Origin of the sequence: Streptomyces sp. NBC_00210 (assembly GCF_045160975.1) — a bacterium.
Taxonomy (GTDB): domain Bacteria; phylum Actinomycetota; class Actinomycetes; order Streptomycetales; family Streptomycetaceae; genus Streptomyces.
On the sequence record NZ_CP108120.1, the window covers coordinates 8,250,262 to 8,273,797 of the forward strand.

20 protein-coding genes and 4 pseudogenes are annotated in these 23,536 nt (G+C 69.6%); 11 read left to right on the forward strand and 13 right to left on the reverse strand.

All coding sequences use genetic code 11. From position 1 onward, the window contains the following. Positions 1 to 18: 18 nt before the first annotated feature. The 4 genes and pseudogenes from OG729_RS37070 to OG729_RS37085 form a co-directional block, all read right to left on the reverse strand. Complete coding sequence (locus tag OG729_RS37070; RefSeq protein ID WP_405810442.1) at positions 19 to 1,776, reverse strand: alpha/beta hydrolase; 1,758 nt, start codon at positions 1,774 to 1,776, stop codon at positions 19 to 21. A 5-nt stretch (positions 1,777 to 1,781) separates the two neighbouring features. After that, positions 1,782 to 2,057 (reverse strand): hypothetical protein, encoded by a 276-nt coding sequence (locus OG729_RS37075; RefSeq protein WP_405810443.1) that lies wholly within the window; start codon positions 2,055 to 2,057, stop codon positions 1,782 to 1,784. A gap of 1,134 nt (positions 2,058 to 3,191) precedes the next feature. Next, positions 3,192 to 3,520, reverse strand: a pseudogene (locus OG729_RS37080) (HAD-IC family P-type ATPase); the annotation flags it as partial. 14 nt (positions 3,521 to 3,534) lie between these two features. Continuing rightward, on the reverse strand, positions 3,535 to 4,179 hold the full coding sequence (locus OG729_RS37085) for a TetR/AcrR family transcriptional regulator (RefSeq protein WP_405810445.1): 645 nt from the start codon (positions 4,177 to 4,179) through the stop codon (positions 3,535 to 3,537). 88 nt (positions 4,180 to 4,267) lie between these two features. Between OG729_RS37085 and OG729_RS37090 the strand changes: the two genes are divergently transcribed. Together OG729_RS37090 and OG729_RS37095 are read left to right on the forward strand one after the other, a co-directional pair. Next, positions 4,268 to 4,927, forward strand: a complete 660-nt coding sequence (locus OG729_RS37090; RefSeq protein WP_405810447.1) for a class I SAM-dependent methyltransferase — start codon at positions 4,268 to 4,270, stop codon at positions 4,925 to 4,927. Positions 4,928 to 4,941: 14 nt separating this feature from the next. Then, positions 4,942 to 5,112, forward strand: coding sequence for a hypothetical protein (locus OG729_RS37095; protein WP_360876904.1), 171 nt, complete (start codon positions 4,942 to 4,944; stop codon positions 5,110 to 5,112). A 13-nt stretch (positions 5,113 to 5,125) separates the two neighbouring features. Here OG729_RS37095 and OG729_RS37100 read toward each other — a convergent pair whose 3' ends face one another. After that, on the reverse strand, positions 5,126 to 5,485 hold the full coding sequence (locus OG729_RS37100) for an ArsR/SmtB family transcription factor (RefSeq protein ID WP_405810448.1): 360 nt from the start codon (positions 5,483 to 5,485) through the stop codon (positions 5,126 to 5,128). A gap of 64 nt (positions 5,486 to 5,549) precedes the next feature. Here OG729_RS37100 and OG729_RS37105 point away from each other — a divergent pair, with 64 nt between their 5' ends. The 3 genes from OG729_RS37105 to OG729_RS37115 all read left to right on the forward strand — a co-directional run bounded on the left by OG729_RS37105 (position 5,550) and on the right by OG729_RS37115 (position 9,086). Continuing rightward, positions 5,550 to 6,638, forward strand: coding sequence for a cation diffusion facilitator family transporter (locus OG729_RS37105; RefSeq protein WP_405810450.1), 1,089 nt, complete (start codon positions 5,550 to 5,552; stop codon positions 6,636 to 6,638). 618 nt (positions 6,639 to 7,256) lie between these two features. Next, entirely contained in the window at positions 7,257 to 8,645 is a 1,389-nt protein-coding gene (locus tag OG729_RS37110; protein ID WP_405810452.1) for a HEAT repeat domain-containing protein, read from the forward strand. Between the two features lie 228 nt (positions 8,646 to 8,873). After that, positions 8,874 to 9,086, forward strand: coding sequence for a restriction endonuclease fold toxin-2 domain-containing protein (locus tag OG729_RS37115; RefSeq protein WP_405810454.1), 213 nt, complete (start codon positions 8,874 to 8,876; stop codon positions 9,084 to 9,086). A gap of 490 nt (positions 9,087 to 9,576) precedes the next feature. On the opposite strand, the gene OG729_RS37120 is transcribed toward OG729_RS37115, so the two are convergent. The 6 genes and pseudogenes from OG729_RS37120 to OG729_RS37145 form a co-directional block, all read right to left on the reverse strand. Beyond that, positions 9,577 to 9,807: a hypothetical protein gene (locus OG729_RS37120; protein WP_405810456.1), complete on the reverse strand. Its 231-nt coding sequence runs from the start codon at positions 9,805 to 9,807 to the stop codon at positions 9,577 to 9,579. Positions 9,808 to 11,262: 1,455 nt separating this feature from the next. Beyond that, positions 11,263 to 12,693: a DUF2252 domain-containing protein gene (locus tag OG729_RS37125; protein WP_405810457.1), complete on the reverse strand. Its 1,431-nt coding sequence runs from the start codon at positions 12,691 to 12,693 to the stop codon at positions 11,263 to 11,265. A gap of 131 nt (positions 12,694 to 12,824) precedes the next feature. Beyond that, positions 12,825 to 13,151 carry a carboxymuconolactone decarboxylase family protein gene (locus OG729_RS37130; protein ID WP_405810458.1) on the reverse strand — a complete coding sequence of 109 codons (327 nt, stop codon included), beginning with the start codon at positions 13,149 to 13,151 and terminating at the stop codon, positions 12,825 to 12,827. A gap of 222 nt (positions 13,152 to 13,373) precedes the next feature. Beyond that, positions 13,374 to 13,580, reverse strand: coding sequence for a hypothetical protein (locus OG729_RS37135; RefSeq protein ID WP_405811472.1), 207 nt, complete (start codon positions 13,578 to 13,580; stop codon positions 13,374 to 13,376). 152 nt (positions 13,581 to 13,732) lie between these two features. Beyond that, positions 13,733 to 14,116 (reverse strand): annotated as a pseudogene (locus OG729_RS37140) (cation:proton antiporter); the annotation flags it as partial. Continuing rightward, positions 14,092 to 14,697 carry a cation:proton antiporter gene (locus tag OG729_RS37145; RefSeq protein ID WP_405810460.1) on the reverse strand — a complete coding sequence of 202 codons (606 nt, stop codon included), beginning with the start codon at positions 14,695 to 14,697 and terminating at the stop codon, positions 14,092 to 14,094. The pseudogene OG729_RS37140 and the gene OG729_RS37145, both read right to left, overlap by 25 nt. Positions 14,698 to 15,226: 529 nt before the next feature. On the opposite strand from OG729_RS37145, the gene OG729_RS37150 reads away from it, so the two are divergent. The 3 genes and pseudogenes from OG729_RS37150 to OG729_RS37160 form a co-directional block, all read left to right on the forward strand. After that, positions 15,227 to 15,757, forward strand: a complete 531-nt coding sequence (locus OG729_RS37150) for a hypothetical protein (RefSeq protein WP_405810462.1) — start codon at positions 15,227 to 15,229, stop codon at positions 15,755 to 15,757. A gap of 57 nt (positions 15,758 to 15,814) precedes the next feature. Then, on the forward strand, positions 15,815 to 16,294 hold the full coding sequence (locus OG729_RS37155) for a sulfatase-like hydrolase/transferase (RefSeq protein WP_405810464.1): 480 nt from the start codon (positions 15,815 to 15,817) through the stop codon (positions 16,292 to 16,294). Next, positions 16,294 to 16,668, forward strand: a pseudogene (locus tag OG729_RS37160) (sulfatase-like hydrolase/transferase); the annotation flags it as partial. The gene OG729_RS37155 and the pseudogene OG729_RS37160, both read left to right, overlap by 1 nt. A 135-nt stretch (positions 16,669 to 16,803) precedes the next feature. Here the strand turns inward: OG729_RS37160 and OG729_RS37165 are convergent. Further along, a pseudogene (locus tag OG729_RS37165) lies at positions 16,804 to 17,742 on the reverse strand (DMT family transporter); the annotation flags it as partial. Between the two features lie 110 nt (positions 17,743 to 17,852). Here OG729_RS37165 and OG729_RS37170 point away from each other — a divergent pair. Further along, positions 17,853 to 18,773, forward strand: coding sequence for a LysR family transcriptional regulator (locus tag OG729_RS37170; protein ID WP_405810466.1), 921 nt, complete (start codon positions 17,853 to 17,855; stop codon positions 18,771 to 18,773). Positions 18,774 to 18,814: 41 nt separating this feature from the next. Here the strand turns inward: OG729_RS37170 and OG729_RS37175 are convergent, their stop codons facing one another. After that, positions 18,815 to 19,063, reverse strand: a complete 249-nt coding sequence (locus tag OG729_RS37175; protein WP_405810468.1) for an AfsA-related hotdog domain-containing protein — start codon at positions 19,061 to 19,063, stop codon at positions 18,815 to 18,817. Between the two features lie 9 nt (positions 19,064 to 19,072). On the opposite strand from OG729_RS37175, the gene OG729_RS37180 reads away from it, so the two are divergent. After that, positions 19,073 to 19,618 (forward strand): DUF6177 family protein, encoded by a 546-nt coding sequence (locus tag OG729_RS37180; protein ID WP_405810470.1) that lies wholly within the window; start codon positions 19,073 to 19,075, stop codon positions 19,616 to 19,618. 344 nt (positions 19,619 to 19,962) lie between these two features. Next, a complete protein-coding gene (locus tag OG729_RS37185; RefSeq protein ID WP_405810471.1) occupies positions 19,963 to 23,532 on the forward strand; it encodes a SpoIIE family protein phosphatase in 3,570 nt (1,189 codons plus the stop codon). The last annotated feature ends 4 nt before the right edge of the window (positions 23,533 to 23,536 follow it).

Sequence of the window (23,536 nt, forward strand, 5' to 3'; positions counted from 1 at the left end):
CGCTGCTCATCTGCGTCCTCACTCAGGATCCATGCCACTCGCCGGCCATTCTCCATTCACCAGGAGTGCCATATTCCCCAGGGACTCGGAGTTCTCGTCCCAATACAGGCTATGTGCCGAGAAGGGTGGCCATTTGCTGCCGTCCTGGACCCCGAACGAATTCCCGCCGAAATCGAACGAGGTCGGATCGACGCCGAAGGGGCGCTTGCCCCAGTCACGCGGATCCCACGGCGTACGGGTGGGTAGATGGGCCACGGGGTCATTCTTGGATTTCCCGGCCCACACGGCTTCCGGCGGGATGTTCAGATCGCGGGCGTTGTCTACCCCGACGCCGGGACTGCCGATGAAGATGGCTGCGTCGACGGGCGGAGTCTCGTCACTGGCCAGCATCTTGCCCGTGACGAGGGATCCGTAGCTGTGGCCGATCACGGTGTCGTTGGCGGGCGGGCACGGGTGCGACGCCTGCAGCCCGTCCAGGAAGTCGTGCAGTACAGGTGCACCCTTGTTGGCGCGGTTCTCGCTGCCGACTGACGGGCCCTGTGGGGCGTCGTAGTCGAGCCACATGAGGGAGGCGTACTTCTTGTCCGGGTCGCCGAGTTTGACCGACTCGCTGTAGAGATTCTCGGCTCGCTGGATGTCCTTGTCGATTCCCTCGAGATTCGTATTCATTCCGGGGACGTAGGTCGCGACGTTGTCCGCGGTGTCGGGATTTCCGCCCGAGACGATGGCGTGCCCTTCCTTCTCGGTGTCGACGCCCAGCAGGTAGAGCTCCGGCAGATCCTTCTGCCCAGCGGTGTCGAGATGGTTCTGGACCGAATTGAGTCCCTTGAGGTCCTCGTCGATCTCCTTGATTCGTTGCTTTGCCTTCTGCAGTCGGTATCTGTCGTACTGGCTGAGTTCGTCGCGCTGGGCCACCAGCGCGGCCCTCTCCAGTTCGAGATCCGCGGTGGTCGTCCGCAGCACGATGCGGTTCGCCTCGTCCCTGACCTCTGACGGCAGTCCGTCGAGCGCCCCGATACTCGCCGGGTACATCGTGGCGAGCTCGTCCCGCTTCTCCTGCCTCAGGCTTTGCCACCAAATGGCGTTCTCCGCAGGTGTCTTGTTCTTGGGGATGTCTGCGGAACCGGCAGTGACGTAGTTCCCGGCAGCCTTGCGTACTTCGCCGATGTCCTTGGCCGCGTCCGCCCACATACGGGCGCTGATCTCCAGTCCTCCCTCGGACTTCAGCTTGCCGAGCGCCGCTTTGTAGCGCGACTGGATCTCGGCGGCCTCACGTACCGCGTTCGCGAGTTTCTCGGCTATCTCCTCCGCCCGGCCCTTGTTGACGTCGGCACCGCCCTCGCCCTTTCCGGGCAGGAGGGGGACAGGGGCTCCGGGAGTGGCGGTTCCTGTGCCGGGGCCCAGCGGGGTCAGAGGTGACTGGGGGTACTCGACCGAGCCGTCGGGGTTCACCGTGAATTTGTAGCCTTCGGCGGCAGCCAGCGCCTCGTTCACCTTGCGCTGAGGGGTGGCCAGTTCGGTCGCGAAGCCGTTGAGAGCAGTACGGATCAGCCCGCACTCCGTATGTATGTACTGGTAGTTGCGGCTGAGCCGGCCGAGGTCCCTGACCGCCGCCCTCGCCGCCTTGCCCCGCTGCGATTTCTGGAGCTTGGCGATCATCTGCTGGTCGACCTGGTCCATCGCCGCACTGGCACTCGCGCTGACCTTCCCCCAGCCGTCGGCGGCCTGTTCGTACTCCTCGCGCTTGATGTCGCGCACATGCTTCCACGTGAGCAAGGCGACTACCTGTCCTTCTGGCGGGCGTCGGGGGAGGTGTTCCGGAAGGAACGCCGGATGTCGACCTCGATCTCACCGAAGTCCTTGCCGACCGACTTCAGCACGCCGTCCAGGCGGGCGCACTCGTCCCGTACGCTACGCAGCCGCTTCTCCCAGCCGCGCCGCACTTCGGCCAGGGTCGCGCCGATCGTGAACCCCTCCAGGCCCCATGTGAGGCCCTCGTGCGCCAGGTTGAGATCGGTCAGCGAGGTTTTGGTCTTCGTGTGGAGCTGGTCGGCCACTCCGGCGGCTGTCGTCCAAGGCCCTTTGCTGGCCTTCAGATCGGATTCATTGCTTCCGTTACCAGGTCCGGCGGACGCCAGTTGCATCTGCTCGTCCGGTGTGTCGGCGTTGAACAGTTCCTCCCACTTCGGACTCAGTGCCGCAGTCTCTCCCCGTTGAAGTACCGTACAGGTAAAGCGAGTTGCTCCCACAAAGATGCAAAGGTTGCGTCTGGATGCCAGTGGAATTCCACGTCTGTGCGTGTGACGGACGTTACGGCGGGGGGTCCGGCGAGTGCAGCGGGCGGTACTCGCCCCAGTGGGTACGCATACTCATTGCGGGCGGCACCTCCACTGAGGTACCGCCCGCACCGGTATGTCACTCCTCTGCGCGGGCGTCCGTGCTGCCTGCGACGACCTGCCGATTGGCTGGCACCGAGTGGCTGAAGGGGCGATGTGTGGACGCGGTGAGGACACAAGCATCTGCACAGACCTGCAAAGGGTGATTGAGAGTCGCAGCCAATTCGCATGCTGACTTGTGAAAACACCCAAGATTTGAACAGAAGGGCAAAGGTCGTCACGATCACCAAAGGACTCATAATCCGTCGGCCGTGGGTTCGAGTCCCACCCGCCCCACCAAACCGCAGGTCAGAAGAAACGTTCTGACCTGCGATTTTTTCGTGCTGCTCGCTTGGAACCAGTGGTTTCGCGGTGGCTATTGGCGGTCCGCGGTCCCCCAGGGGCAAGTCGGGGGACAAGGTCTGCCTGATATGACCCCGTTTGGCTTTTGAGTGGCGAGGATCAAATCTGACCGACGTGCGGGCGTTGTGAAACAGCCCGTACTGGAACGGACCATGCCGACGTTAGCTGGACCTGAACAGGCTCGGGGCGCCTAACGGACTGGATCGGGTCATGTGGTGCCCCGGCTCGATTACCGATCTGGCGGTCTGCACACCGCTCTTTCCCCGTGGCCGACGAGTCCCTGCTGAGGGGGTAGTCAGCCGATACCGCCACCGCCGACGCGTGAGTGTCAGCGATGGCTGCGAGATAGCGCTCGGCGTCCAGGTTCATCCGGCCACCATCCCTGGCGCCCTCACAGCACACCGGCTTTTGCAGACGCTCGACAACGGGCCGAGGAAGAGCTGGGGCTGACGGGGCTGCGGCGTCGTTGACGCCGTCGCCGACCATCGCCACCACTCGGCCCGCCTGCTGCAACCGCTGGACTTCGGCGAACTTGTCCTCGGGGTGGACTTCGGCGATGACCTGATCGACACGACCTGAGCAACGACCGCGCGGGCCGCCGCCGTGTTGTCGCCGATCAGCAGGACGGGTGAGCCCGAGCCGCTTGAGATCGGCGACTGCCTCGGCACTGGTCGCCTTGACGGTGTCGCGGACCACCAGCGCCCGCGGACCTGTCCATCCCAGGCGACGAAGACCACTGTGCGGCCCTCGGCTTCGGCCGCGTCGCGGGCCCGGGCCAGTTCTGCCGCGCGGCGGCCTACGGTTCGGCGGACCGCTCCCGTGCGGTCAGCGCGTTGAGTGTCATGGCGGTGAGCCGGGCCTCCAGCGCGGCCCGGTCGGGGATGACGGCGGCGCGGAAGGTGCGTGCGGACAGCATCGACATGAGCCACCAGGCGCCGGCTGCCGGGTCCAGGTCGGGGCGGATGTCGCCGTGCCGCTGTCCACTGCGGAGCAGGTCCGCGAAGGACTCCGCCATCTGTTGGAGTGCGTGGCGGGCTGCGTCATCGACGCCGGGCTCGCCGGTGAGCGAGGAGGCGTCGGCGAAGAGGAAGCCGAGCGATCCTGGTGTGTGGAAGCGGTCCATGTGGTCCGGGGCCAGGAATGCTGCCAGGAGTTCGGACACCGATGTGCCTTGGTCGGCGGCGTTGTTGAGGGCATCGCGAACCCGGGTGACGGCTCGGTCCAGGACGGCGGCGTACAGCACGGCCTTCGAGCCGAAGTTCTGAAAGACCACCGGTTCGCTCACCCCGAGCCGGGCGGCGACCTCGGAGACCTTGCCGCGCCGGTACCCGGATTCGGCGAACACCTCGGTGGCCGCGGTGAGGATCGACTCCCTGCGCTGCGCGGCGGGGAGCCGGACGCGCGGCGCGCCTTTCCGGGTGGTGGATCTTGAGTCGGTCACGGAGGAAAGCGTAACCCCCCTTGCGCGCATAACTTAGTCGTGACTAAGTTAGCGGTGTTCTTAGTCGCAACTAAGTTAAGGAGGGGCGATGGCCCTCGGACGACTCCTGCACGGCGATCCGCAGACGACCACACGGGGAGAGACGATCGGCCCGGCTCGCGCCTACGAGGTGTTCACCGCGGTCTTCTTCGGCGGGCGGCGGCACCGCGCGTACTCGCGCCTGGTCGAACTCAGCGGTGCCCGCCCCGGGGACAAGGTGCTCGACGTGGGCTGCGGCACCGGCTACCTGACCCGGCTGGTCGCCGCGGCGGTGGCACCCGGCGGCAGCGCGCTGGGCATCGATCCCTCGCCCACCGTCATCGGCTACGCACGGAGCAAAGCCGGCGCCGCCTGCTCGTACGAGACCGGGGTTGCCGAGGCGCTGGAGGTGCCGGACGCCTCCTTCGACGTGGTGCTCACCAGCCTGGCGATCCATCACATCCCGGCCGACGTGCGGCCCGCCGCGCTGCGCGAGATGTTCCGGGTACTGCGCCCCGGCGGACGACTACTGCTCGCCGACTTCCGGCCGCCGCGCAGTCGGCTGGGCCGCCACCTGATCGGCGCGCTGACCGGCCCGGCGATGGAGCACAACCCGGTGGATCTCCTCGACGGCCTCGCCGCCGAGGCCGGTTTCGAGGTGCGGGCGCGCGGTGACGTGCGGCCGCACCTGCGCTATGTCCAGGCCACCCGGCCGGAAATTGTGCGGTGAACCGGATGCTGCACATGAACCGCACTCTGCGGATCGCCTTCGCGCTGCTGCTTGTGGCGGGTGTCGCGGTGCACCTGTGGATCAGTGCGCGGGTTGGGCTGGCAATGGTCGGTCTTGGTCTTGTGGCACATCTCGCGGCCGCGCTGGCGGGACGGCGGTGGCTGGCGCGGAACAGGTCCCGGTAGGGCACGCTCCCCGTCAGTCGTGGCGCCGACTGCCGGACAGATCGTGGTCGGCGTGGCTGAGTGCCTCGCCGACCAGGCGGGCAAGGTGATCGTCAGTCAGGGCGTAAACGACACGGCGGCCGTCCTTACGGGCATCGACCAGGCCCGCGAGGCGGAGCCTGGCCAGGTGCTGGCTGACCGCCGGGCGGGCGGCGCCGCAGGCGGCGGTCAGCGTGGTGACGTCCGCCTCGCCTTTGCCGAGAGTGTGCAGCAGCACCAGGCGCGTGCGGTCGGCGAGCAGGCCCAGGACCTCGGCGGCGCGGGCGAACTGCTCGGCGCCCGGATCTTGCGGATGTGAACCGTGCGCAGGTGACAGGTGCAGGCGTGCGCTCATACGCACATAACGGGGGAGTCATGTCCCCATGTCCACCTCCGGTCCCCGTCGGAAGGCCAGATTCGTGAGCAACCAGGACGGACACACCCACCACCACGACCACGGACATCAGGATGCCCATGGCCATGGCGACAGCCGCCTGGCGCGGTGGCGGCACCAGACCGGACATCTGTTGAAACCGCACTCGCACGAGTCCGCCGACAAGATCGACAGCGCGCTGGAGTCCTCCGCGAAGGGCATGCGGGCACTGTGGACATCGCTGGTCGTGCTCGGCGTCACGGCGGTCGCGCAGGCCGTCGTCGTAGTGCTGTCCAGTTCGGTGGCACTGCTGGGCGACACCGTCCACAACGCCGCCGACGCCCTGACCGCGCTGCCGCTCGGCGTCGCCTTCGTACTCGGCCGCCGCGCTGCCAACCGGCGCTTCACCTACGGCTACGGGCGGGCCGAGGACCTGGCCGGCATCGTCATCGTGCTGACCATCGCCGCCTCCGCCGCCTTCGCCGCCTGGACCGCGATCGACCGGCTGCTGAACCCGCAGGAAATCAGCTACCTGCCGGTGGTGGCGGCCGCGGCTGTCATCGGTTTCCTCGGCAATGAGTGGGTCGCCCGCTACCGTATCCGCGTCGGCCGCGACATCGGCTCAGCCGCACTGGTCGCCGACGGGCTGCATGCCCGTACTGACGGATTCACCTCGCTCGCCGTGCTGTTGGGAGCGAGCGGTGCGGCAATCGGTTGGCAGCTCGCCGACCCGATCGTGGGGTTGGCTATCACTGCCGCGATACTCCTCGTCCTGCGCGACGCGTGCCGGGAGGTCTTCCGCCGGATCATGGATGCGGTCGACCCGGCCCTCGTCGATGCCGCCGAGTATGCGTTGGAATCGTTGCCAGGTGTACGGGCGGTCAGCGAACTGCGGCTGCGCTGGATCGGCCACCGCTTGCGCGCCGAGGTCGCGGTCGTCGTGGACGGGGAGCTGACCGTCCACGAGGCGCACCAGGTGGCCGTCGACGCTGAGCACGCCCTCCTGCACGCAGTACCGAAACTGACAGCAGCCCTGGTCCACGCCGACCCGGCGCCGGTGCCGGGTGCCCCCGACCCGCATCTGGACCTGGCGCATCACGGGTCTCAGTCTCCGGTAGGGGCGCGGTCCAGGTAGGGGCTGAGCGGCTGCGGGATTTGCTGGACGGTCGCCACATCGAGGGCGACCGCAGCCGAGGAGGTCCCCAGGGCGCCGCCCGGATGCCATGGGCCAGGTCAAGTCACCTTCACCCATGTGTCGGCGGGCGGCGCCAGTGCACCGTGCATCCTGATCGTCAAGGACTGGGCGTCGGCGGTACAGCAGGCCACAGCAGCCGAGTCAGGTACAACCTTGTTGGACGAGCACCAGAACCCAAGGGACGGCTACGGGGCTCGCTTGGGGCTGGTGCTCTCGCGGTGGCTATTGGCGGTTCATGGCCGCAGGGGACAAGTCAGGAGACAAGTCAGGGGACAAGTCAGGGGACAAGGTCTGCCCGATATGAGGCTGTTTGGCTTTCTGTGGCTCCCGGAAGCGGCTGGAGGGGCGGGCCGTCGTTGTAGCCGCTGCGGGCACCGTCCCCCGCCGGCTCGAGGCCCCGCGCAGTAGGCGAGCCCCCCGAGATCAATCTCAGCAGGGACTCCCTGTTGCGTACGGGGCAAATACAGGACCAAGGTTGCGATCAGGGGGCGGGCGGCTCACCAGGCCACTCGTGAAGTCGGCGATGACAGGGGCGGACGCGCGTTGAAGCGGGGACGGATGGGATCGCCGGGGTACGGCAGTCACAAAGAGAGCCGGGACAGCAGACTCATATCGGCGGTACGGGCACGGAACGCTGACGCGGTGCGCGCGCTGCTGGCAGAGGGCGCAGATCCCGACGCGGCCGGTGAGGACGGACTCCCGGTGCTGTGCGCGGCCGTGGAGACGTACGACGAAGCGGTCGCCGAGGCGCTGGTGGAGGGCGGCGCGGACCAGGACCAGCTGCTGCCGGACGGGATGTCACCGCTGCTGCGGGCCGTCGATCTCGGCTCTCCGGCGATGGTCACGGCGGTTCTGGGCAACGAGCCGCGGCTGCGGCTCCCGCAAGCCACACGGGAACGGCTGCTCGCCTTGGCCAGGAACTGGTACGAGACGGGCGCGGCCGAGGAGTTGCGCCGCAGGACCGGAGCGTCAGGCCCAGCCGAAACGTTCCAGGTCCAAGACGACGAGTACAACCATGTCGATCAGGTCTCCCTCGGTGGGCTCACTGTACGGGCGGGGTATGGCGCCATTCTCACCTCGCTGGAGTGGGCCTTCCGCATCCTGGCACCGGTCGATGAACTGGTGGCCCGCGCCGTCCGGTACCCCGACGAGGACCATGTGGACTGGTCCGCGTCCTGCTTCGTCCTCAGCCAGCGCCGCAGCAAGGAAACCTGGTCGGCCGTGGTGGCCTTCCGCCACCACCCGGCGCCCGCCCACCGCCGATTCGTGACCTGCTTCCTGTGGACCAGGGCGATCTTCGAGAGCGCCGGCCTCCACTCGTACACGAAGGAGGAGAGCCAACTCCTCGCTGCTTGGGCAGTCGAAGAGACGGACAGTGAGGTGCTTGCCAAGGTTCTCGACATCTACACCGGCCACGAACACCCCGGCCAGGAGGCCATCGGGCTCCGCCACGCCGACCACCCGGACCCCCGCGTGCGCCGTGAAGTGCCCTACTGCTTCCACACGCACGGCACCTCCCTCACCCCCGCAGCCACCGCCTCACTGCTCACCCTCGCGCGCGACCCCGACTCCGCGGTACGCAGCGCGGTGTGCACCGTGCTCGGCACGGGGCGCGACCTCACTCCCGAAATCACGCAGGCACTGCTCGCCCTGGTCCGGGACCCGGACACCGCGGTACGGGCCTCCGCCGCGGCTGCCCTGTCCGCACCCCGCGACCGTACGCCCGCCGTCACAGACGCGTTCGCGGCACTGCTCGACGAGGACGATCAACAGCTGCGCCTGGAGGGCGCCTACGGCCTCGCCCGGCGGGACGATCCGCGGACCGAGGAGGCGTACGAACGCGTGGGACCCCTCGGCCCCAGCTTCGAGCACGATCACCGGGCGGACGGGCTCTGGCGCTGGAGATGGCGGAACAGGCCCGACCAGCCCTGCCCCGACAGCCGATAGCTTCGCCACAATCGGGGCGGGCATTTCCAGGACTTGTTATCGGATCGCGGCTGCGCGGCCAAGTGCTGATGGCGTCGTCCCGGTCGGCGAGCCGGCCAAGGAAGGCTGTGGCCTGCTTGACCTGGTCTGCGGCATGTCTGCGGGCTGCCGGAGTCTCGGGGTTGCCACTGTCTCAAGCCCTCACTGACAACGCCGTCCCCAGCCGGGCAGCAGCAGTTCCGCACCTGGATGAACTCCCTCCGCCCCGGCGGATTTGCGGGCGGTGGCGGGACGACCGACCCTGACAACGCGTACCAGCTGCGTATCGCGGGCTATCCCGAGCGGGAAGTACCGCTGGCAGGGAAGAAGCGGGGTCTGATGGTGGACGGCATACGGCCCGCCGATGATGTAGAGACCATCGGCGAGCCCGTGCCCGTGTCGGCCTCTCCCGCGAGGAACTGACCGGTACTTGGCAGGACGAGCAGGAGGGCAGCATCACGTTCTCCGCGACGGGAACCTTCGTTGCTGAAGAGGTCTGCGGCGACTACTGGGACTTCGGCGGTGAGGTCCCTGCGGGTGTCGATCGCCACTACATGACCGCAAACGGAGCAGGGGCCTGGGAGACGTTCACCCGGACGCCCGGCAGCGAATCTCGACCCGTCACAGAGGTGTCGATCGAGTTCGCCGAGTCAAGACTGGACGCCCAGTACGAGGCAGGCGGAACGGTCGAGGCGCCCAAGTTGTGAGTGTACATGGGCGACTTGGACAACTATGACCTGTGTGTCCTGACCAAGCAGCTCTGAGCTCCACTCGGCGCCCGCGCATGACTGAGTGCGTGCGAACGAGGTTGACTTTGAGAAAGACCACCGGACGGCACGAGGTGATGTCCGGGCGATCTTGTCGGGCCCGAGAGGCTGGGGGAGTTGGGCTCACGGTGTTCCGGCCACGGGGTTCAGCCGCTCTTTCTGAGGCTGCTCATGACGTCCTTCATGTCCTTGACCAGGAGTGGTTCGAGTTCCTTGGGAGTGGGAGGCGGGGACACGTCGCCCAGAGCCATGGTGGTCAGCCCCAGCGTGAACTCGGCTCTGCCGTCGAGCACGTTCAGTTGCATCCAGTGCGAGCCCTCCCCGATTTCGTTGGTCACCAGATAGGCATGGTCCGCGAGGCCGGGAACACGGTGCACCTCGGTCTCTCCCCCACCGCCGCCCGCCGCGAACCGCTTCCTGGTGCCTGCCTGCCCGCCTGGCCTCGAACTCGGCTGTCAGGTCGGCCTGTTTGTGCAGGACGACCGAGAGCTGAAGCTGGCCGCTGTGCATGCCCTTTCCGGTGGCCTGCAGCTCACCGAAGCAGTCCGCTGTGTCCATAGCGCGGTGCTTCCTCACCGAGGACGTCCAGTCCGTGCCCTTGGCGAACCGGGTACTCAGCCCCGGCAGAAGGGCCTTGTCGCACAGCTTGTCCGCGACGCGATAGCCGACCGTGTCCGGTGTGCCGGGGAGTCCGAATGCGTAGAGCCCCGAACCCCACACGACCGACGCCGCCACGACGCCTCCCAGCCCGCCCAATATCCAGGCCTTGACCCGGGGTGTGCCGGGCGCCGATGGGGCTTGGTCGTGCGAGGTGTCCGGAGCGGGCGACTCAGGGAAGCCTCCGATGACCTCGGGCTCGCTGATTGCGTTCTGCTCTGGGCTTTCCATGGTCGTGAACCTATGTTGATCAGCGGCTTCCCAGGAGAGATCGCCGATAACGATGTGCATCCATCGCAGGTCAGCGGCTTCACCCTGCCTCAAGGCGCGGGCGTCCGGGCCGGCGGCGTGACACAAGTCGGTGCTGGCGGGACCGTCGCACGAACTGACCTCCGCCGAGGTCGTGGCGGCGGCTGGCGTCCCACAGCCGAGGCAGCACCTCGGGGCCATACCGTTCGCGGGCTCTCCGGCCAGGGACGAGGAAGCTGCAGCAGGGATGGGAGACGACGGTGTCGCCCCAGTCGAATGTGAATCGACACGGGCAAAGAGGGCACGGATCTCATTCGTCGGTAGGGCTCTCCGCTGCGCGGAGATTTGTAGTCCATGTCCCGAAGAGGAGTGACTGGTCAACGGTGCCTGAGCACACGTCCGCCAAGATCCCCAAAGGACTAATAATCGGTCGGCCGTGGGTTCGAGTCCCACCCGCCCCACCGCGCAGGTCTCTGACCTGCAGAAACGTATCATCACGCGTGCGGATTCAGGACTTTGGCTCAACGGACTGAATCCGCTGCCCATGAGCTCGACGGCGTTGCCGTCGGCGGTAGTTCGAACTGGTCTGACCCGCGCGGATGTGTTGGCCCCACAGTCCGGGAAGTCACCGCGTTGGCCAGTGTGAGCGGCTGGATGCCGAATTCGGGACGCTGGCAGGACGCAGGGAATCGGAAGCGGCTGCCTCGGCACCATGTTGCCCGACACCGCTCCGGTGGTGGGTGGCGTTGTCCGCGCGGTGTGGCGGCAGTTCCATGCAGCAGCGGTCGGCGAGAACGGCAGCCCGCCCACCACGCGGTGACCTAGTCTGGATTCCCGGAGCGCAGCTCCTCGGCGGGACCTCCGGCCGTCAGGGCCGACGTGTGCGTCTCCCCTGTCGGCCGAGCTCCCGGACACCCTGCCCCGGGTCAGGCCGCGGGCAGTTCCTCCGCGGGTAGCCGGCCCGCGTGCACCGCGTCGACCAGGGCCTGGTGGTCACGCTCGTTCTGGTCGGCGTATGCCTCCGCGAAGGTGGTGAGTGCCCGGTCGAACGAGTCGCCGCTGCCCAGGTACGCGGCGATCGCGATGCGGTCGCCGGACCGCGCGTGCGCACGAGCCAGGGTGGCCCCGCACAGTTCGCCGAACGCCCGCATGCCCTCCGGCCGCATCCTCTCCGGCACGGCGATGCCCTTCCAGTCGCGCAACTGGCGGACGTAGAAATCGCGCTGCTTGCCGTCGATCCCCTCCACCCGCTCCCAGCCGAGGAAGATGTCGCTCGCGGCCTGCATCAACCGCTGGCCCGATACCACCCGCTCGCCCTGGTTGCGGTACTGGCTCGCCCCGACGTGTTCGGCGAGCACGGAGGTGTCGGCCTCCTTGGCCTGGAGGAAGAGCGGGTCCTGGCCATCCCGGCCGAGCAGCAGGAAGATCCAGCATCGGGTGCCGACACTGCCGACGCCGACCACCTTGCGGGCAACGTCCGCCAGTCGGTAGTCCGCCAGGAGCGTGCGCCGGTCGGAAGCCAGAGTGCTGCCGTACCGCTCGATCAGGCCCCGGAACTGGCGCTCGAGCGCGCTGCGCTCGACGTCCGGCAGCAGGTCGCCGACCGGGACGAGCAGCGGGGGATCCGGCGCGATCCTGGGCCGGCCGTCGACCGTCTCGGTGAGCTTGTCGAAGGCTTGCAGGCTGTCGCGGGTGCGGGCCTTCGCCATGGCGCGGTCCAGGTTCTTCTGACCGCGCTTGTGGAGCCGGCCTGTGGCCAGGGCATCCAGAAGGTCCTGGTCGATCTTCGCGTACCAGACGTCGAGGTTGCCCGTGCCGGCGAAGCGGATCATCGTCTCGCGGTACGAACGGACCGTGGAGCTCACTATGTCTGCGCGTTCGGCGTCGTCGAAGTCGTTCGCCCGGCCCGCGATGACGAGACTCGCCGACAGCCGCTTGACGTCCCACTCCCAGGGGCCCGGCAGCGTCTCGTCGAAGTCGTTGATGTCGAACATCAAGTTCCTCTCCGGCGAGGCAAGCAGACGGAAGTTCAGCAGGTGTGCGTCCCCGCACAGTTGGGCCGTGAGTCCCGAGACCGGGCTGTCGGCCAGGTCGCCCGCCATGATCGCGGCGGCGCCCCGGTAGAAGCGGAACGGGGACTCCATCATCCGGCCGTAGCGGATCGGGACGAGTTCGGGCACCCGTGCCGCGGACTGCGCCTCCAGGATCGCCAACGGGTCCGCCCGGTCAGGAGACGGCTTGTACACGGCATGGCCCGACCGCGGCGAACGGCGCCGCGCCTCCTTGCCGAAAGCAGCGCGTTCCTCGGGCGTGGCGTGCGCTGCCGCGCGCATCGCCGTGGTCGCGTTCTGGGTCATCGAAGACCCTCCTGCCTGGCCATGCGGCCGTCGGGACGCCCGGCACAGGGCACGTCGGGCAGAAGGGCAGCTTCGTGGCCTTCTGCCCGATGCCGGCCGCGCGGATCATCGATGCCGGGCGGCGTCCGATATCAGCCCTGGGCCTCGATCTCGGCATCGGCGACGGCGATGGCGATGCCGAGTGCTTTGGTGATGTTGCCTGCCGCCGTCATGACGTGGGCGGTGCCCACGATGGGCGCGATGGCGACCAGGACGTCCTGCAGCTTGTCGGCGGTCAGGCCGGCCTTGAGGGCGGGGTCGATATGGGCCGCGTAGGAGATGGGCGGGGCATCCGAGGCGGCGAGTGCCGCGATGCGCGTGAGTATGAGCATGTCCGGGGCCAGCCCGCACCGCTCGATCGAGTCGACCGTCATGGCGGCGAGGGTGTCCAGGACAGGGGTTTCCGATGCAGTGGACATGTCGCATGCCCTCCCGGTGTGTTTCCGAGCCCGAGTGGGGGGAGGCGGGCGGAAGCAATGGATTTCCGCGAGCCTGGGGATTCCGGATTCCCTTAAACCCTAGAGCGCATGAGGACCTCGCGCATGAGAGGAGGCGGGAAGGCCGGTGATCATCCGGCCTGACGGAGGCTCGCGGCCACCCGGGTCGACGGTGGCGGCCCGCGCCGGCAGATCCCACCCGGCTCAGCGCAGGCGTCGCGGGCCGCTGTGCTGTTTCCCGGCGCCTTCCGGCGCGCCCTGTGCCTCGCGCAGGTCGGGGGTGGCGGCCTTGGCGGCGTCGTACCAGTTCCCGTAGCGGTCGGCGAAGTACGGGGCCGACATGCCGTGCAGCAGAACGCTGAGGCGGATGGTGACCGCGACAACCTGGCCCAGCCGTTCCATCCCGGGCACGTGTTCCTCCACCAGAAGGAGCCCGAAGACCACGGAAGCCAAGCCGCCGGGTCCGAACCAACCGACGTAGGCGACGGTGGGCAGCCGCTGCCGGTGCCGGCCAGCGCGAGGGCCACGGGAAGCATTCTGACCACCGTCAAGCTGAGCACCGCATATGTGATGATCCGCCAGTTCAGGTGCTCCAGCGCCGGGCCGAGCAGGACCGCCCCGAAGACCAGGAAGCTCAGGGTCCCCAGCAGTCCGCCCACGTACTCGGCCAGGTCGGCGGGCCCCTCCTTGGCCGACTCCCCACCCGCCGGTGCACCCTTGCGCAGTGCCACACCGAACGCGAAGCCCCCCATCCAGGTGGCGATGAAGCCGCTTCCGTCCAGGGCCGTCGCGACGCTGTACGCGCAGAAGGCCACCGCCAGGACGACCACCTGCTGCCATTCACGCGTCGCCCAGCCCCGGTCCCGCGACAGGGTCAACATCCGGCCACCGAGCCCTCCGAAGGCCAGGCCCACCACGGGGCTCACCACCAGTGCCCGCCAGAACACTCCGCCCGCGCCTTCCCTGGAGGCGACCGTTCCGGAGAGCGCGGCGAGGAAGATGCGGCGAGGAAGATGAGGAAGAACGGAAGCACCAGGCCGTCATTGAGGCCGCTCTCGACATTGAGCCCGTGGCGCACGAGGGGCGGAACACGGGGGCTGGAGCTGGCGGTCTTGCCGAGCGCCGCATCGGTGGGGGCAAGGACCGCCCCGAGCAACGCGAACTCCCACAGGGTCAGACCCGGAATCAAGGACCACCCCAACAGCCACCCCGCTCCGATACTCAACGGCAGCCCGACGGCCAGCAGACGCATGGGCAGGAAGCCGCCCGTGCGCAGGTCCCGTCGGCGTGCGGTCATCGCGTCGGTGAAGAGCAGGAGGGTCAGGGCAGCCTCGATCAGCGTCAACACTGGGCCTGTGTCGTGGCCCAGGTCGAGAACGTCCAGCCCGATCGGCCCGATGAGCACCCCGAAGCCGGTGAACACCATCGGAGCCGACACCGGCGTCGACGCCAGGCGGCGCGAGAACAGCCCGTAGCCGACGGTAACGGCCGCAACCGCAGCTCCGGTCCAGGCGCTGCCACCACACATGACGTCCCACTCCTCCTGTCGCAACGCACGAAGCCGTGACCGTGGAACGAGAGAGAGCGGGCTGTGTGGAACCGGCTTACCTCGCAGGTGCTCCTGTAGGGCATCAGAGCGTCGGGCGGCGGCCCGGGCCGACTGCCGCCGGTCGCGCAGATCAGAGATCAGTGTGGCGCGAGGACGGATCCCGAGTACGGCACCGACACACGTACCACGGGGCGATGAACGCCCACGGCTCCCGGCGGGCCTTCGCTCCACGCCGCCCATCGCGGTGGACGCGGATGATCCACGAGGCGCGCAGCCGTTCGTGAGTTGCCTTTCGTCCCGTTGTGTCGGGTCGCGCCAGGAGGTCGTGGCTTCGCCGGTGAGGCGGCGTGCCATCAGGTCGGCCATCGCGAGGCGGATCAGGGCTTCCGAGCGGGCAGGCAGGGCTGATGCCTGTCGACGTCACCCGGGTGCCGCGCGTGCCTTGCTGGTACGGCGGACCGGGACAGCTGACGCTGGACGGAGAATTGCCGTCGAGCCGGGAGAAGCCATGGGACGCAAGGTCAGCCGATGTGCTGCCGCTTGGGTGGCCGTCATGCTCGGCTGCGCCGGACTGACCGGCTGCTCGTCGGACGAGTCTCCAAGCTCCCCCGAGTCCTCGGCGGCCGCTGCGGTGAAATCGAAGGCGTCCTCCGTTGCCTCCGCGGCCAACAGTGCGGCAGCGTCGGCGGTGGCCTCCGCGGTGGCCTCCGCGGTCGCTTCCGCCTCGGCGGAAGCGTCGGCCGCGTTGGAAAAGGTGAAGGGCGGCTTGGACGCCAAGGCGGACATCAGCCTCGGCAGCGTCGCGACCGGCTCCGACGGCAAGGCGCAGGTCCCGGTGAACGTCGCCAACCACGACTCGAAGCCGAGGAGTTACACCCTCGTGGTCAATTTCAAGGACCAGTCAGACAACCTGCTCGACGTGGTCGTCGTCCAGGTCCCCGAGGTCGCCGCAGGCGGCACGGCCCACGCCACCGCGCGGAGTAACCGGGACCTGACCGGCACGGTGACAGCCGAGGTCAGTGACGCATTGCGGTACTGATGCCACGCACCGCAGCCGCGGCCGAGACCGGGAAGTGTTGGTCGGCGGTGGCACCTGATGCCCTCGGAGCAGGAGTCGGCCGCGGGGCCCTACGGCCGGTGGCCGCTGGGGCGGGGCTTCGAGCGGTTCTACGGGTTCCTGGGCGGCGATTTAAGCCAGTGGTATCCGGACCTGGTGTACGACAACCACCAGGTCGAGCCGCCGGCGACGCCGGAGGAGGGCTACCACCTGACGGATGACCTGGTCGAGCGGCCGATGTCGTTCATTGCGGATGCCAAGCAGGTCGCGCCGGACAAGCCGTTCTATCTGCACTTGTGCCCCGGTGCGACGCATGCCCGGCACCATGTGCCGAAAGAGTGGGCGGACCGTTACCGGGGGCGGTTCGACGACGGTTGGGCTCCTTCCACGAGCACACCTTCGACCGGCAGAAGCAACTCGGTGTGGTGCCGGCGGACGCGCAGTTGTCCCCGCACGATCCGGACGTGCCCGAGTGGGAGTCGCTGTCTGCGGACGCGCGGCGGCTGGCCGCGCGGATGATGGAGGTCTACGCCGGGTTCCTCAGCCACACCGACCACCACATCGGGCGGCTGCTGGACTTCCTTAAGGAGACCGGCGAGTTCGACAACACACTGATCATGGTGGTCTCCGACAACGGGGCGAGCGCCGAGGGCGGGGTGACTGGCACCACCACGAGCTGCAGTTCTTCATCAACGCGCCCGAGCCGCTGGAGGAGAGTCTGGCCAGGATCGACGAGCTCGGCGGCCCGGAGACGTTCAACCCCTACCCCTGGGGCTGGACGTGGGCGGGCAACACCCCCTTCCGGCGCTGGAAGCGGGAGACCTACCGCGGCGGCGTCAGCGACCCCTTCCTCGTCCACTGGCCGGCCGGCATCCGGGCCCCGCGGCGAGATCCGCAACCAGTTCGCGCACGCCATCGACATGCTCCCCACCGTCCTCGACGTGCTCGGCATCCGCGACCATCCGAGGCGTCACCCAGTCGCGGGGGTCGGCGTCGACCGAGCGGAGGTCCGGGGCGAGCCCGGGGGTGGCCGACTCCTCGACGGCCGGTTCTTCGGCAGCAGCCACAGCTTCCGCAGCCGCCCCCTGCCTCCGGGTAATCCCTACACCCACCAGCACCACGGCCATCCCCAGCACCACCCGGACGCTCAGGTCCTCGCCCAGGACGACCGCCCCCAGCAGCACGGACACCACCGGCAGCAAATAGCCGACCACGGCGGCGTTGGTCGCGCCCTCGTCGTTGATGATCCGGTAGGTGAGGTGGAAGGTGATCGCGGTGCAGAAGACGCTGAGGACGACGGCCGCGACCAGGACCGTCGGGCCGGGGTCGATCGTCTCCAGGCCGCCGATCGGCACCGCGAGGGCGGTCAGTCCGCTCGCGGCGACGAGCTGGGCGGCGGAGAGCGAGATCGTGGGCGTGCCCCTGCGGACCAGGGTGCGGCCCATGTACGTGAACGCGACGGCATAGCTGGCGGCGGCGCCCAGGATCGCGAGGGCGCCCCAGCCGGTGGCCCCGGTCGTCTGCCAGGGGGCGAAGATAACGATCGTGCCGGTGAAGCCGAGCAGAAGACCCGCCAGCCGTACGGGCCGCAGCCCGCGCTCCGAGCCGAGAGCGAGACCGAGGGCGATCGACCAGAGCGGGGTCGTGGCGTTCAGGACGCCCGCGAGCCCGGAGTCGACGGTCTGCTGGCCCATGCTGAACAGGGCGAACGGCAGGGCGTTGCAGAAGAAGGCCGCGACGACGACGTGCCGCCAGGTGGCGACGCCCCTAGGCAGCCGCTGCCCCGTCGTATAGCAGGCGACGACGAGGACGAGCGCACCGAGGACACAGCGCGCGAGCGTGACCTGGAGCGGGGAGAGCCCGCGCAGCGCCAGCTCGATCCAGAGGAAGGTCGAGCCCCACAGTAGGGCGAGCACGGCCACCCGCAATCCACCCCAAAGACCCCGCGTACCGCTGTTGTCGCTCATGGCGTTTCCCCCATTCTCGTTCGGTGGTTTCTCGTCCCCGTCCTGAAGGTGCCTCAGCTACGCTTTGAGGACAAGCAAATGGTTCTACTCATACTGTTAAGCTGAGCTACATGCTTGATGTGAGGCGACTGCAGGTCCTGCGCGCGGTGGTCACCAGCGGCACGGTCACGGCCGCCGCGGCCCACTTGGGCTACACCCCGTCCGCCGTCAGTCAGCAGGTGGCGGCGCTGGAGAAACAGGCCGGTACGGCGCTGCTCGAGCGGGTCGGCCGCGGGGTGCGCCCCACGGCGGCCGGGCTGCTGCTCACCGAGCACGCGGCGCTGATCGGCTCGGCGGTCGCCCAGGCGGAGACCGCGCTCGCCGACCTCCGCGCCGGACGCACCGGCCGGCTGTCGGTCCGCTACTTCGCCACGGCCGGCTCCACGCTGGTGGCGCCCGCCCTGGCCAGACTCCGCGCCGAGCACCCCGGCGTCCGCGTCGACCTCGAACTCGCCGACCCGGAGGACCCGTTCCAGGGGGTGGCGCGGGGCCGGGCCGACCTGGCCGTGGTGGTCCAGGCGCAGGACCGCAAAGGCGACGGCTTCCGGCTCGTCCACCTCCTCGACGACCCGTACGCGGCCGTACTGCCCCTCGGCCATCCGCTCGCAGGCAAGGAGGTGATCGACCTGCACGAGTTGTCTGGTGAGCAGTGGGTCGGCAGCGAGCCCCCCGGCCCCTGCCTCGAACCCGTCATCGACTCCTGCGCGGCGGCCGGCTTCAGCCCCGACTTCGTCATCCAGAGTGAGGACTACGCCACCGCGCAGGGCTTCGTCGCGGCCGGTCTCGGCGTCGGTCTGATGCCGCGGCTCGGGCTGCGCAACCAGCACCCCGCGGTCGTCGTGCGCCCGGTCCGCAACCCCGAGCCGGTCCGGGTGATCTCGGCCGCCGCCCGGGAGACCGCCCTCGAACAGCCGGCCCTGCGCGGCCTGTTGGACGCGCTGCGGGACGCGGCCGCCACCGCCGACCCGCCCGATGAGCCCCGGTCGGAATGACCGCGGCCTGCGGGTCGGCGGCGGGGCGTAAGGGGCGCATGTCAGGCGCCGTGCGCGCCGGGCGCGGTGGGTAAGGCGGCCAGGGTGACCACGCCGGCGAAGATCTCCTTGCCGTGCTGCCGGGCGCCAATCCGCACCTGGTCGGGGTCCGCCAGTTGCTCGGCCTCCACCCAGCAGGGGACGTCCATCTCGGCGTAGCGGATGAAGTCGGAGTCCATGCCGGTGACCGTCATCGTGTCGTGGTGTGCCGTGGCCAGGGCCGCCTGGCGGGCAGCCTCCAGGAGCAGCATGCCCGGGGCGTGGTCGACGACGATCTACTGCTCGGCCGCTCACTGGAGACCGCCTGGCAGCTGCTCACCGGAGTGCCGCCCGCCGGCTGGGGCACCGCCGAACCCGTCAACCTGCCATGGTCAACTAGGCAGTTGACCGACCTTGCCCGAAGCCGTGTCCCCGAGCCGACCCAGCTCACCGCCGTCGGCCATCCAGACCGCCCGGCCATCGCCACCGCGCGGATCACCCGCACCACGGCAGGCGTCGAGCAGGACATCACTCTCACGCTCGGCTACGGACCGGCCGAGGCCCTGCCGCTCGACGCCGCCCTGGTCACCCAGCACAACTTCAACACTATGATCACCACAGTCCGCCCGGCCCGGCGCGACCTGGCCGTCCCCTCACACTTCGAGTCGCCGCCCGTCCCGGTCGCTTTCACACTCGGCGCGGACGCAGTCGCCGACACCACTCTCACCCACGCTCGCCGCCCCCCGCTCCCTCTCCGCCCCGTCCAGCACGCAGTCGCTGCAGCAGCGGCATCGCGGCATCCCGGCCCTGGACGCTCGCGGCGGTGAGCAGCACCGCCAGCAGCAAGCCCAGGCAGTCCACGACCTGCCCTTTGCGGCCCGCCACCTTCTTCCCGCCGTCCCGGCCGACACCGTCGGCGCCGACGGTGTCGACGGTGTCGACTGCCCGCGGGACTGCGAGTCGACGATCGCCGCCGCCGGCATGCGGCTGCAAGCGTACACTGCTGGGCAAATCATGGTTTAACTATTTTAACGTTGCAATTCTGGCATGAGTGTAGCTAGAACCGTCGGATCCGGCGTCCGATCTGCCCGGAAGGTCCGCAGCGAGTGGCCGTCGGCAGCCTTGGGAGGGCGCGGGCGGATCACATAGGCGCCAGGAGGAAGTTTTCTCGATGACCCGGCCCGATGACCCGCGCACCGCGGCGGCCCGGATGTTCGCCGAGGCCGGCGCGTTCGGCGAGCTTCTGGCCGGGATCGAGTGGGCGGCGACGCCGCTCGGGCCCCCCGAGTCCTGGCCGGGGCCCCTGGTGGACACCCTGCGCCTCATGCTCACCTCTGAGCACGGGATGGCTCTGTACTGGGGCGCCGAATTCGCCACGCTGTACAACCTGGGCTCCTCACCCATTGTCGGCGCCAAACACCCCTGGGCGCTCGGCAGGCCCTATAAGGATGTGTTCCCCGAGGTCTGGGTCCACCCCGTGAGCTCCCACTTCCACTATGTGACCGACACCCGCAAGCCCCTGCTGATCCCCGATGAGCCGCTCATCATGGAGCGCCACGGCTTTCCGGAACAGTGCTACTTCGACTCCGCCTTCCAGCCCGTGCTGCTGGACGACGGCACCGCCGGCGGCGTGCTGCAGATCATCACCGAGACCACCGGCCGGGTACTGGGCGAGCGCCGGCTGCGCCTGCTGAGCGAGACCGGCGCTCGCACCGCCGGGCTGCCCACCCCGGGCGAGGTCGCCCGCGTCGTCGCGGAGGTGCTGGGCTCCTATCCCGAGGAGATCCCGTTCCTGGGCCTGTACCTGGTCTCCGAGCCGGGGATGCTGCGGCCGGCGGCCTCCGCCGGGCTCCGGCCGGCGCCCGAAGCCGTCTCGCTGAGTGCGGCCGACGGGTCGGAGGTCGCGGCCCGGCTGGCGCAGGTGGTCGCCGACGGTGCCCCTGCCACGCTGCCAGCCGCCGCGCTCACCGGCGGCAACACGGCCGGGCAGCACGCCGCGGCCCCCCGGCTCCCAGTCGAGCAGGCGCTGGCCCTGCCGCTGGACTGCGCGGGCCAGGTGGAGGGCGTCCTGGTGGTGGGCGTCAACCCCTGCTTCCCGCCGGCCGGGGCCTACCGGGACTTTTTGGAGGTGCTCGCCGCCGCCGTGGCCGGGGCGCTGACGGCCGCGCTCGCCCACGACGAGCAGCGCCGACGGGCGGAGGCGCTGGCCGAGCTGGACCGGGCCAAGACCACCTTCTTCGCCAACGTCAGCCACGAGTTCCGCACCCCACTCACCCTGCTCCTGGGCCCGCTCCAGCAGGCCCTGGCCGACGAGGACCGGCCCGAGCGGCGCGAGCAGCTGGAGCTGGCCGAGCGCGGCGCCCTGCGCCTGCTGAAGCAGGTCAACACCCTCCTGGACGTCGCCAGGGCCGAGGCCGGGCAGATGCGCCCGGCCCGCGAGCCGGTCGACCTCGCCGGTGCCACGGCCGAGCTGGCCGGGGTGTTCCGCTCCGCCTTCGAGTCGGCCGGGCTGACGCTGGAGGTGGACTGCCCGCCGCTGCCCAAGCCGGTGTCCCTGGACCGGGAGATGTGGGAGAAGATCATCCTCAACCTGCTCAGCAACGCCCTGAAGTTCACCTTCACCGGCGGCGCCCGGGTGCAGGTGGCCGCGGCCGGCGACCGGGCCCGGCTGACCGTGACCGACACCGGCATCGGCATCCCCGCAGACGAGCTGCCGCGCCTGTTCGAGCGCTTCCACCGGGTCCGCGGCGCCCGCTCCCGCTCCCACGAGGGCAGCGGCCTCGGCTTGGTGCTGGTGAAGGACCTGGTTGAAGCGCACGGCGGCACCGTCGGCGTGGACAGCCTGCTCGGCCAGGGCACCACCGTCACCATGGACCTCCCCTTCGCCGCCGCCCACCGGCCCCGCCCGGACCCGCCCGCGGCCGGCGCCGGGTCCCTCGGGGAACCCCCCAGGGAAGGCGGAGGCGGCCGGCCCGGCCGCGCCGCGGCCTACGTGGACGAGGCGCTGGGCTGGCTGGCGGCCGACCCCGTCCCCGCCGCGGCCACCCCCGCGGCACGCACCCCGCACGCCCCCGCGACCCACGATGCCCCCCACGGCCCCGGCCCGCACGAAACCGACCGCTCCCACCGGGCCCGCCTGCTGGTGGTCGACGACAACGCCGACATGCGCGCCTACCTCACCCAGCTCCTGCAGCCCGACTACGACGTACTGCTCGCCGCCGACGGCCGGGCCGCCCTGGAGATGGCCCTGGCGCAGCCGGTGGAGCTGGTGCTGAGCGACGTGATGATGCCCCGCATGGACGGCTTCGAGCTGGTCCGGGCGCTGCGCGCCGACCCGCGCACCGCCCGCCTGCCCATCGTCTTGCTCACCGCCCGCGCCGGCGAGGAGGAATCCGCGCAGGGCCGGCACGCCGGCGCCGACGACTACCTGGCCAAACCCTTCTCCGCGCGCCAGCTGCTGGCGCGCGTCCGCACCGGGTTGGAACTGTCCCGGCTGCGCGAACAGGTCCTGACCGAGACCCGCAACCAGCTGGCCGTGCTGGCCTCCCTGGCCGACGCGGGCCTGCGGCTGTCCGCCACCCTCGACCCGGACCAGGTACTGCAGACTGCCGGCCAGATCCTGCTGCCCGACTTCGCCGACCAGATCAGCATCCACCTCACCGCCGCGGCACCCGCCCCGGCGCAGTCACCCCCGGCATACATCGCCGGCACCCCCCTTCTTGCCCGCGAGGCCCTGGCCACCGCCGCCACCCACGCGATCAACGGCACCGCCCCAGCCCCAGCCAGCCCGCACCCGGCGCCCGCCGCCGTGCTGGCCCTGCCGCTGCACGCCCACGACCAGACACTGGGGGCCCTGGTACTGGTCCGGCACACCGACTACTCCGCCGTCGAACACAAGTATCTGGAGAACCTCGCCCACCGCCTGGCCCTGGCCTACGACAACTCCACCCGGTACCACAACGAGCGCCGCCTCGCCCTGACCCTGCAGCGTGCCCTGCTGCCCCACCGCCTGCCCCAGGTGCCCGGGGTGCGCCTGGCCACCCACTACCGTGCCAGCAACCGCGGCGCCGAGGTCGGCGGCGACTGGTACGACGTGCTCGCACTGCCCGACGGTGCCGTGGGGCTGGCCATCGGCGACGTCATGGGCCACGACGTGGAAGCCGCCACTGTGATGGGCCAACTCCGCTCCGCCCTCCACAGCCTCGCGATGGAGGGCGCCGGCCCGGCCCGGGTGCTGGCCAGGCTGGACACCTACCTGCAGTCGCTCGCCACCGAACGCTTCGCCACCTGCCTGTACGCGGTCTACAACCCACACCGCCACCGCCTGCGCTACGCCGCCAGCGGGCACCTGCCGCCCCTGCTGGTAGCCGCCGACACCGCCTACCTGGAGCTGCCCCCGGCGCTGCCGCTGGGACTGGGCAGCACCCCAGTCGACCGCGAGGTGGCGTTCCCGCCCGGCACCAGCCTGCTGCTGTACACCGACGGCCTGGTCGAAAACCGGGCGCTGTCCCTGGACGACTGCCTGGCGGCCCTGCGCCAGACCTGCGGCGCGCTGCCCGCCGCCGCCCGCACCGACCCCCAGCAGATCACCGAAGCGGCTCTGGAGCTGCTGAACACCCCCGACCGGGTCGACGACGACACCGCCCTGCTCGCAGCCACCGCCGAACCATCGTGTCGAACCGGCGACCCGCAGGCTGGCGGAAGTGCCAAACAACCGACCGCTACTGCTCGTAGTCATTGAGCCT

Excerpts from the sequence above, each read along its gene's own strand:
- OG729_RS37090 (WP_405810447.1), top strand. The coding sequence starts at position 4,268 with ATGGCCCTCGGACGACTCCTGCACGGCGATCCGCAGACGACCACACGG.
- OG729_RS37095 (WP_360876904.1), top strand. The coding sequence starts at position 4,942 with ATGAACCGCACTCTGCGGATCGCCTTCGCGCTGCTGCTTGTGGCGGGT.
- OG729_RS37100 (WP_405810448.1), bottom strand. The coding sequence starts at position 5,485 with ATGAGCGCACGCCTGCACCTGTCACCTGCGCACGGTTCACATCCGCAA.
- OG729_RS37110 (WP_405810452.1), top strand. The coding sequence starts at position 7,257 with ATGGGATCGCCGGGGTACGGCAGTCACAAAGAGAGCCGGGACAGCAGA.
- OG729_RS37115 (WP_405810454.1), top strand. The coding sequence starts at position 8,874 with ATGAACTCCCTCCGCCCCGGCGGATTTGCGGGCGGTGGCGGGACGACC.
- OG729_RS37125 (WP_405810457.1), bottom strand. The coding sequence starts at position 12,693 with ATGACCCAGAACGCGACCACGGCGATGCGCGCGGCAGCGCACGCCACG.
- OG729_RS37130 (WP_405810458.1), bottom strand. The coding sequence starts at position 13,151 with ATGTCCACTGCATCGGAAACCCCTGTCCTGGACACCCTCGCCGCCATG.
- OG729_RS37145 (WP_405810460.1), bottom strand. The coding sequence starts at position 14,697 with ATGTGTGGTGGCAGCGCCTGGACCGGAGCTGCGGTTGCGGCCGTTACC.
- OG729_RS37150 (WP_405810462.1), top strand. The coding sequence starts at position 15,227 with ATGGGACGCAAGGTCAGCCGATGTGCTGCCGCTTGGGTGGCCGTCATG.
- OG729_RS37155 (WP_405810464.1), top strand. The coding sequence starts at position 15,815 with ATGCCCTCGGAGCAGGAGTCGGCCGCGGGGCCCTACGGCCGGTGGCCG.
- OG729_RS37170 (WP_405810466.1), top strand. The coding sequence starts at position 17,853 with ATGCTTGATGTGAGGCGACTGCAGGTCCTGCGCGCGGTGGTCACCAGC.
- OG729_RS37175 (WP_405810468.1), bottom strand. The coding sequence starts at position 19,063 with ATGCTGCTCCTGGAGGCTGCCCGCCAGGCGGCCCTGGCCACGGCACAC.
- OG729_RS37185 (WP_405810471.1), top strand. The coding sequence starts at position 19,963 with ATGACCCGGCCCGATGACCCGCGCACCGCGGCGGCCCGGATGTTCGCC.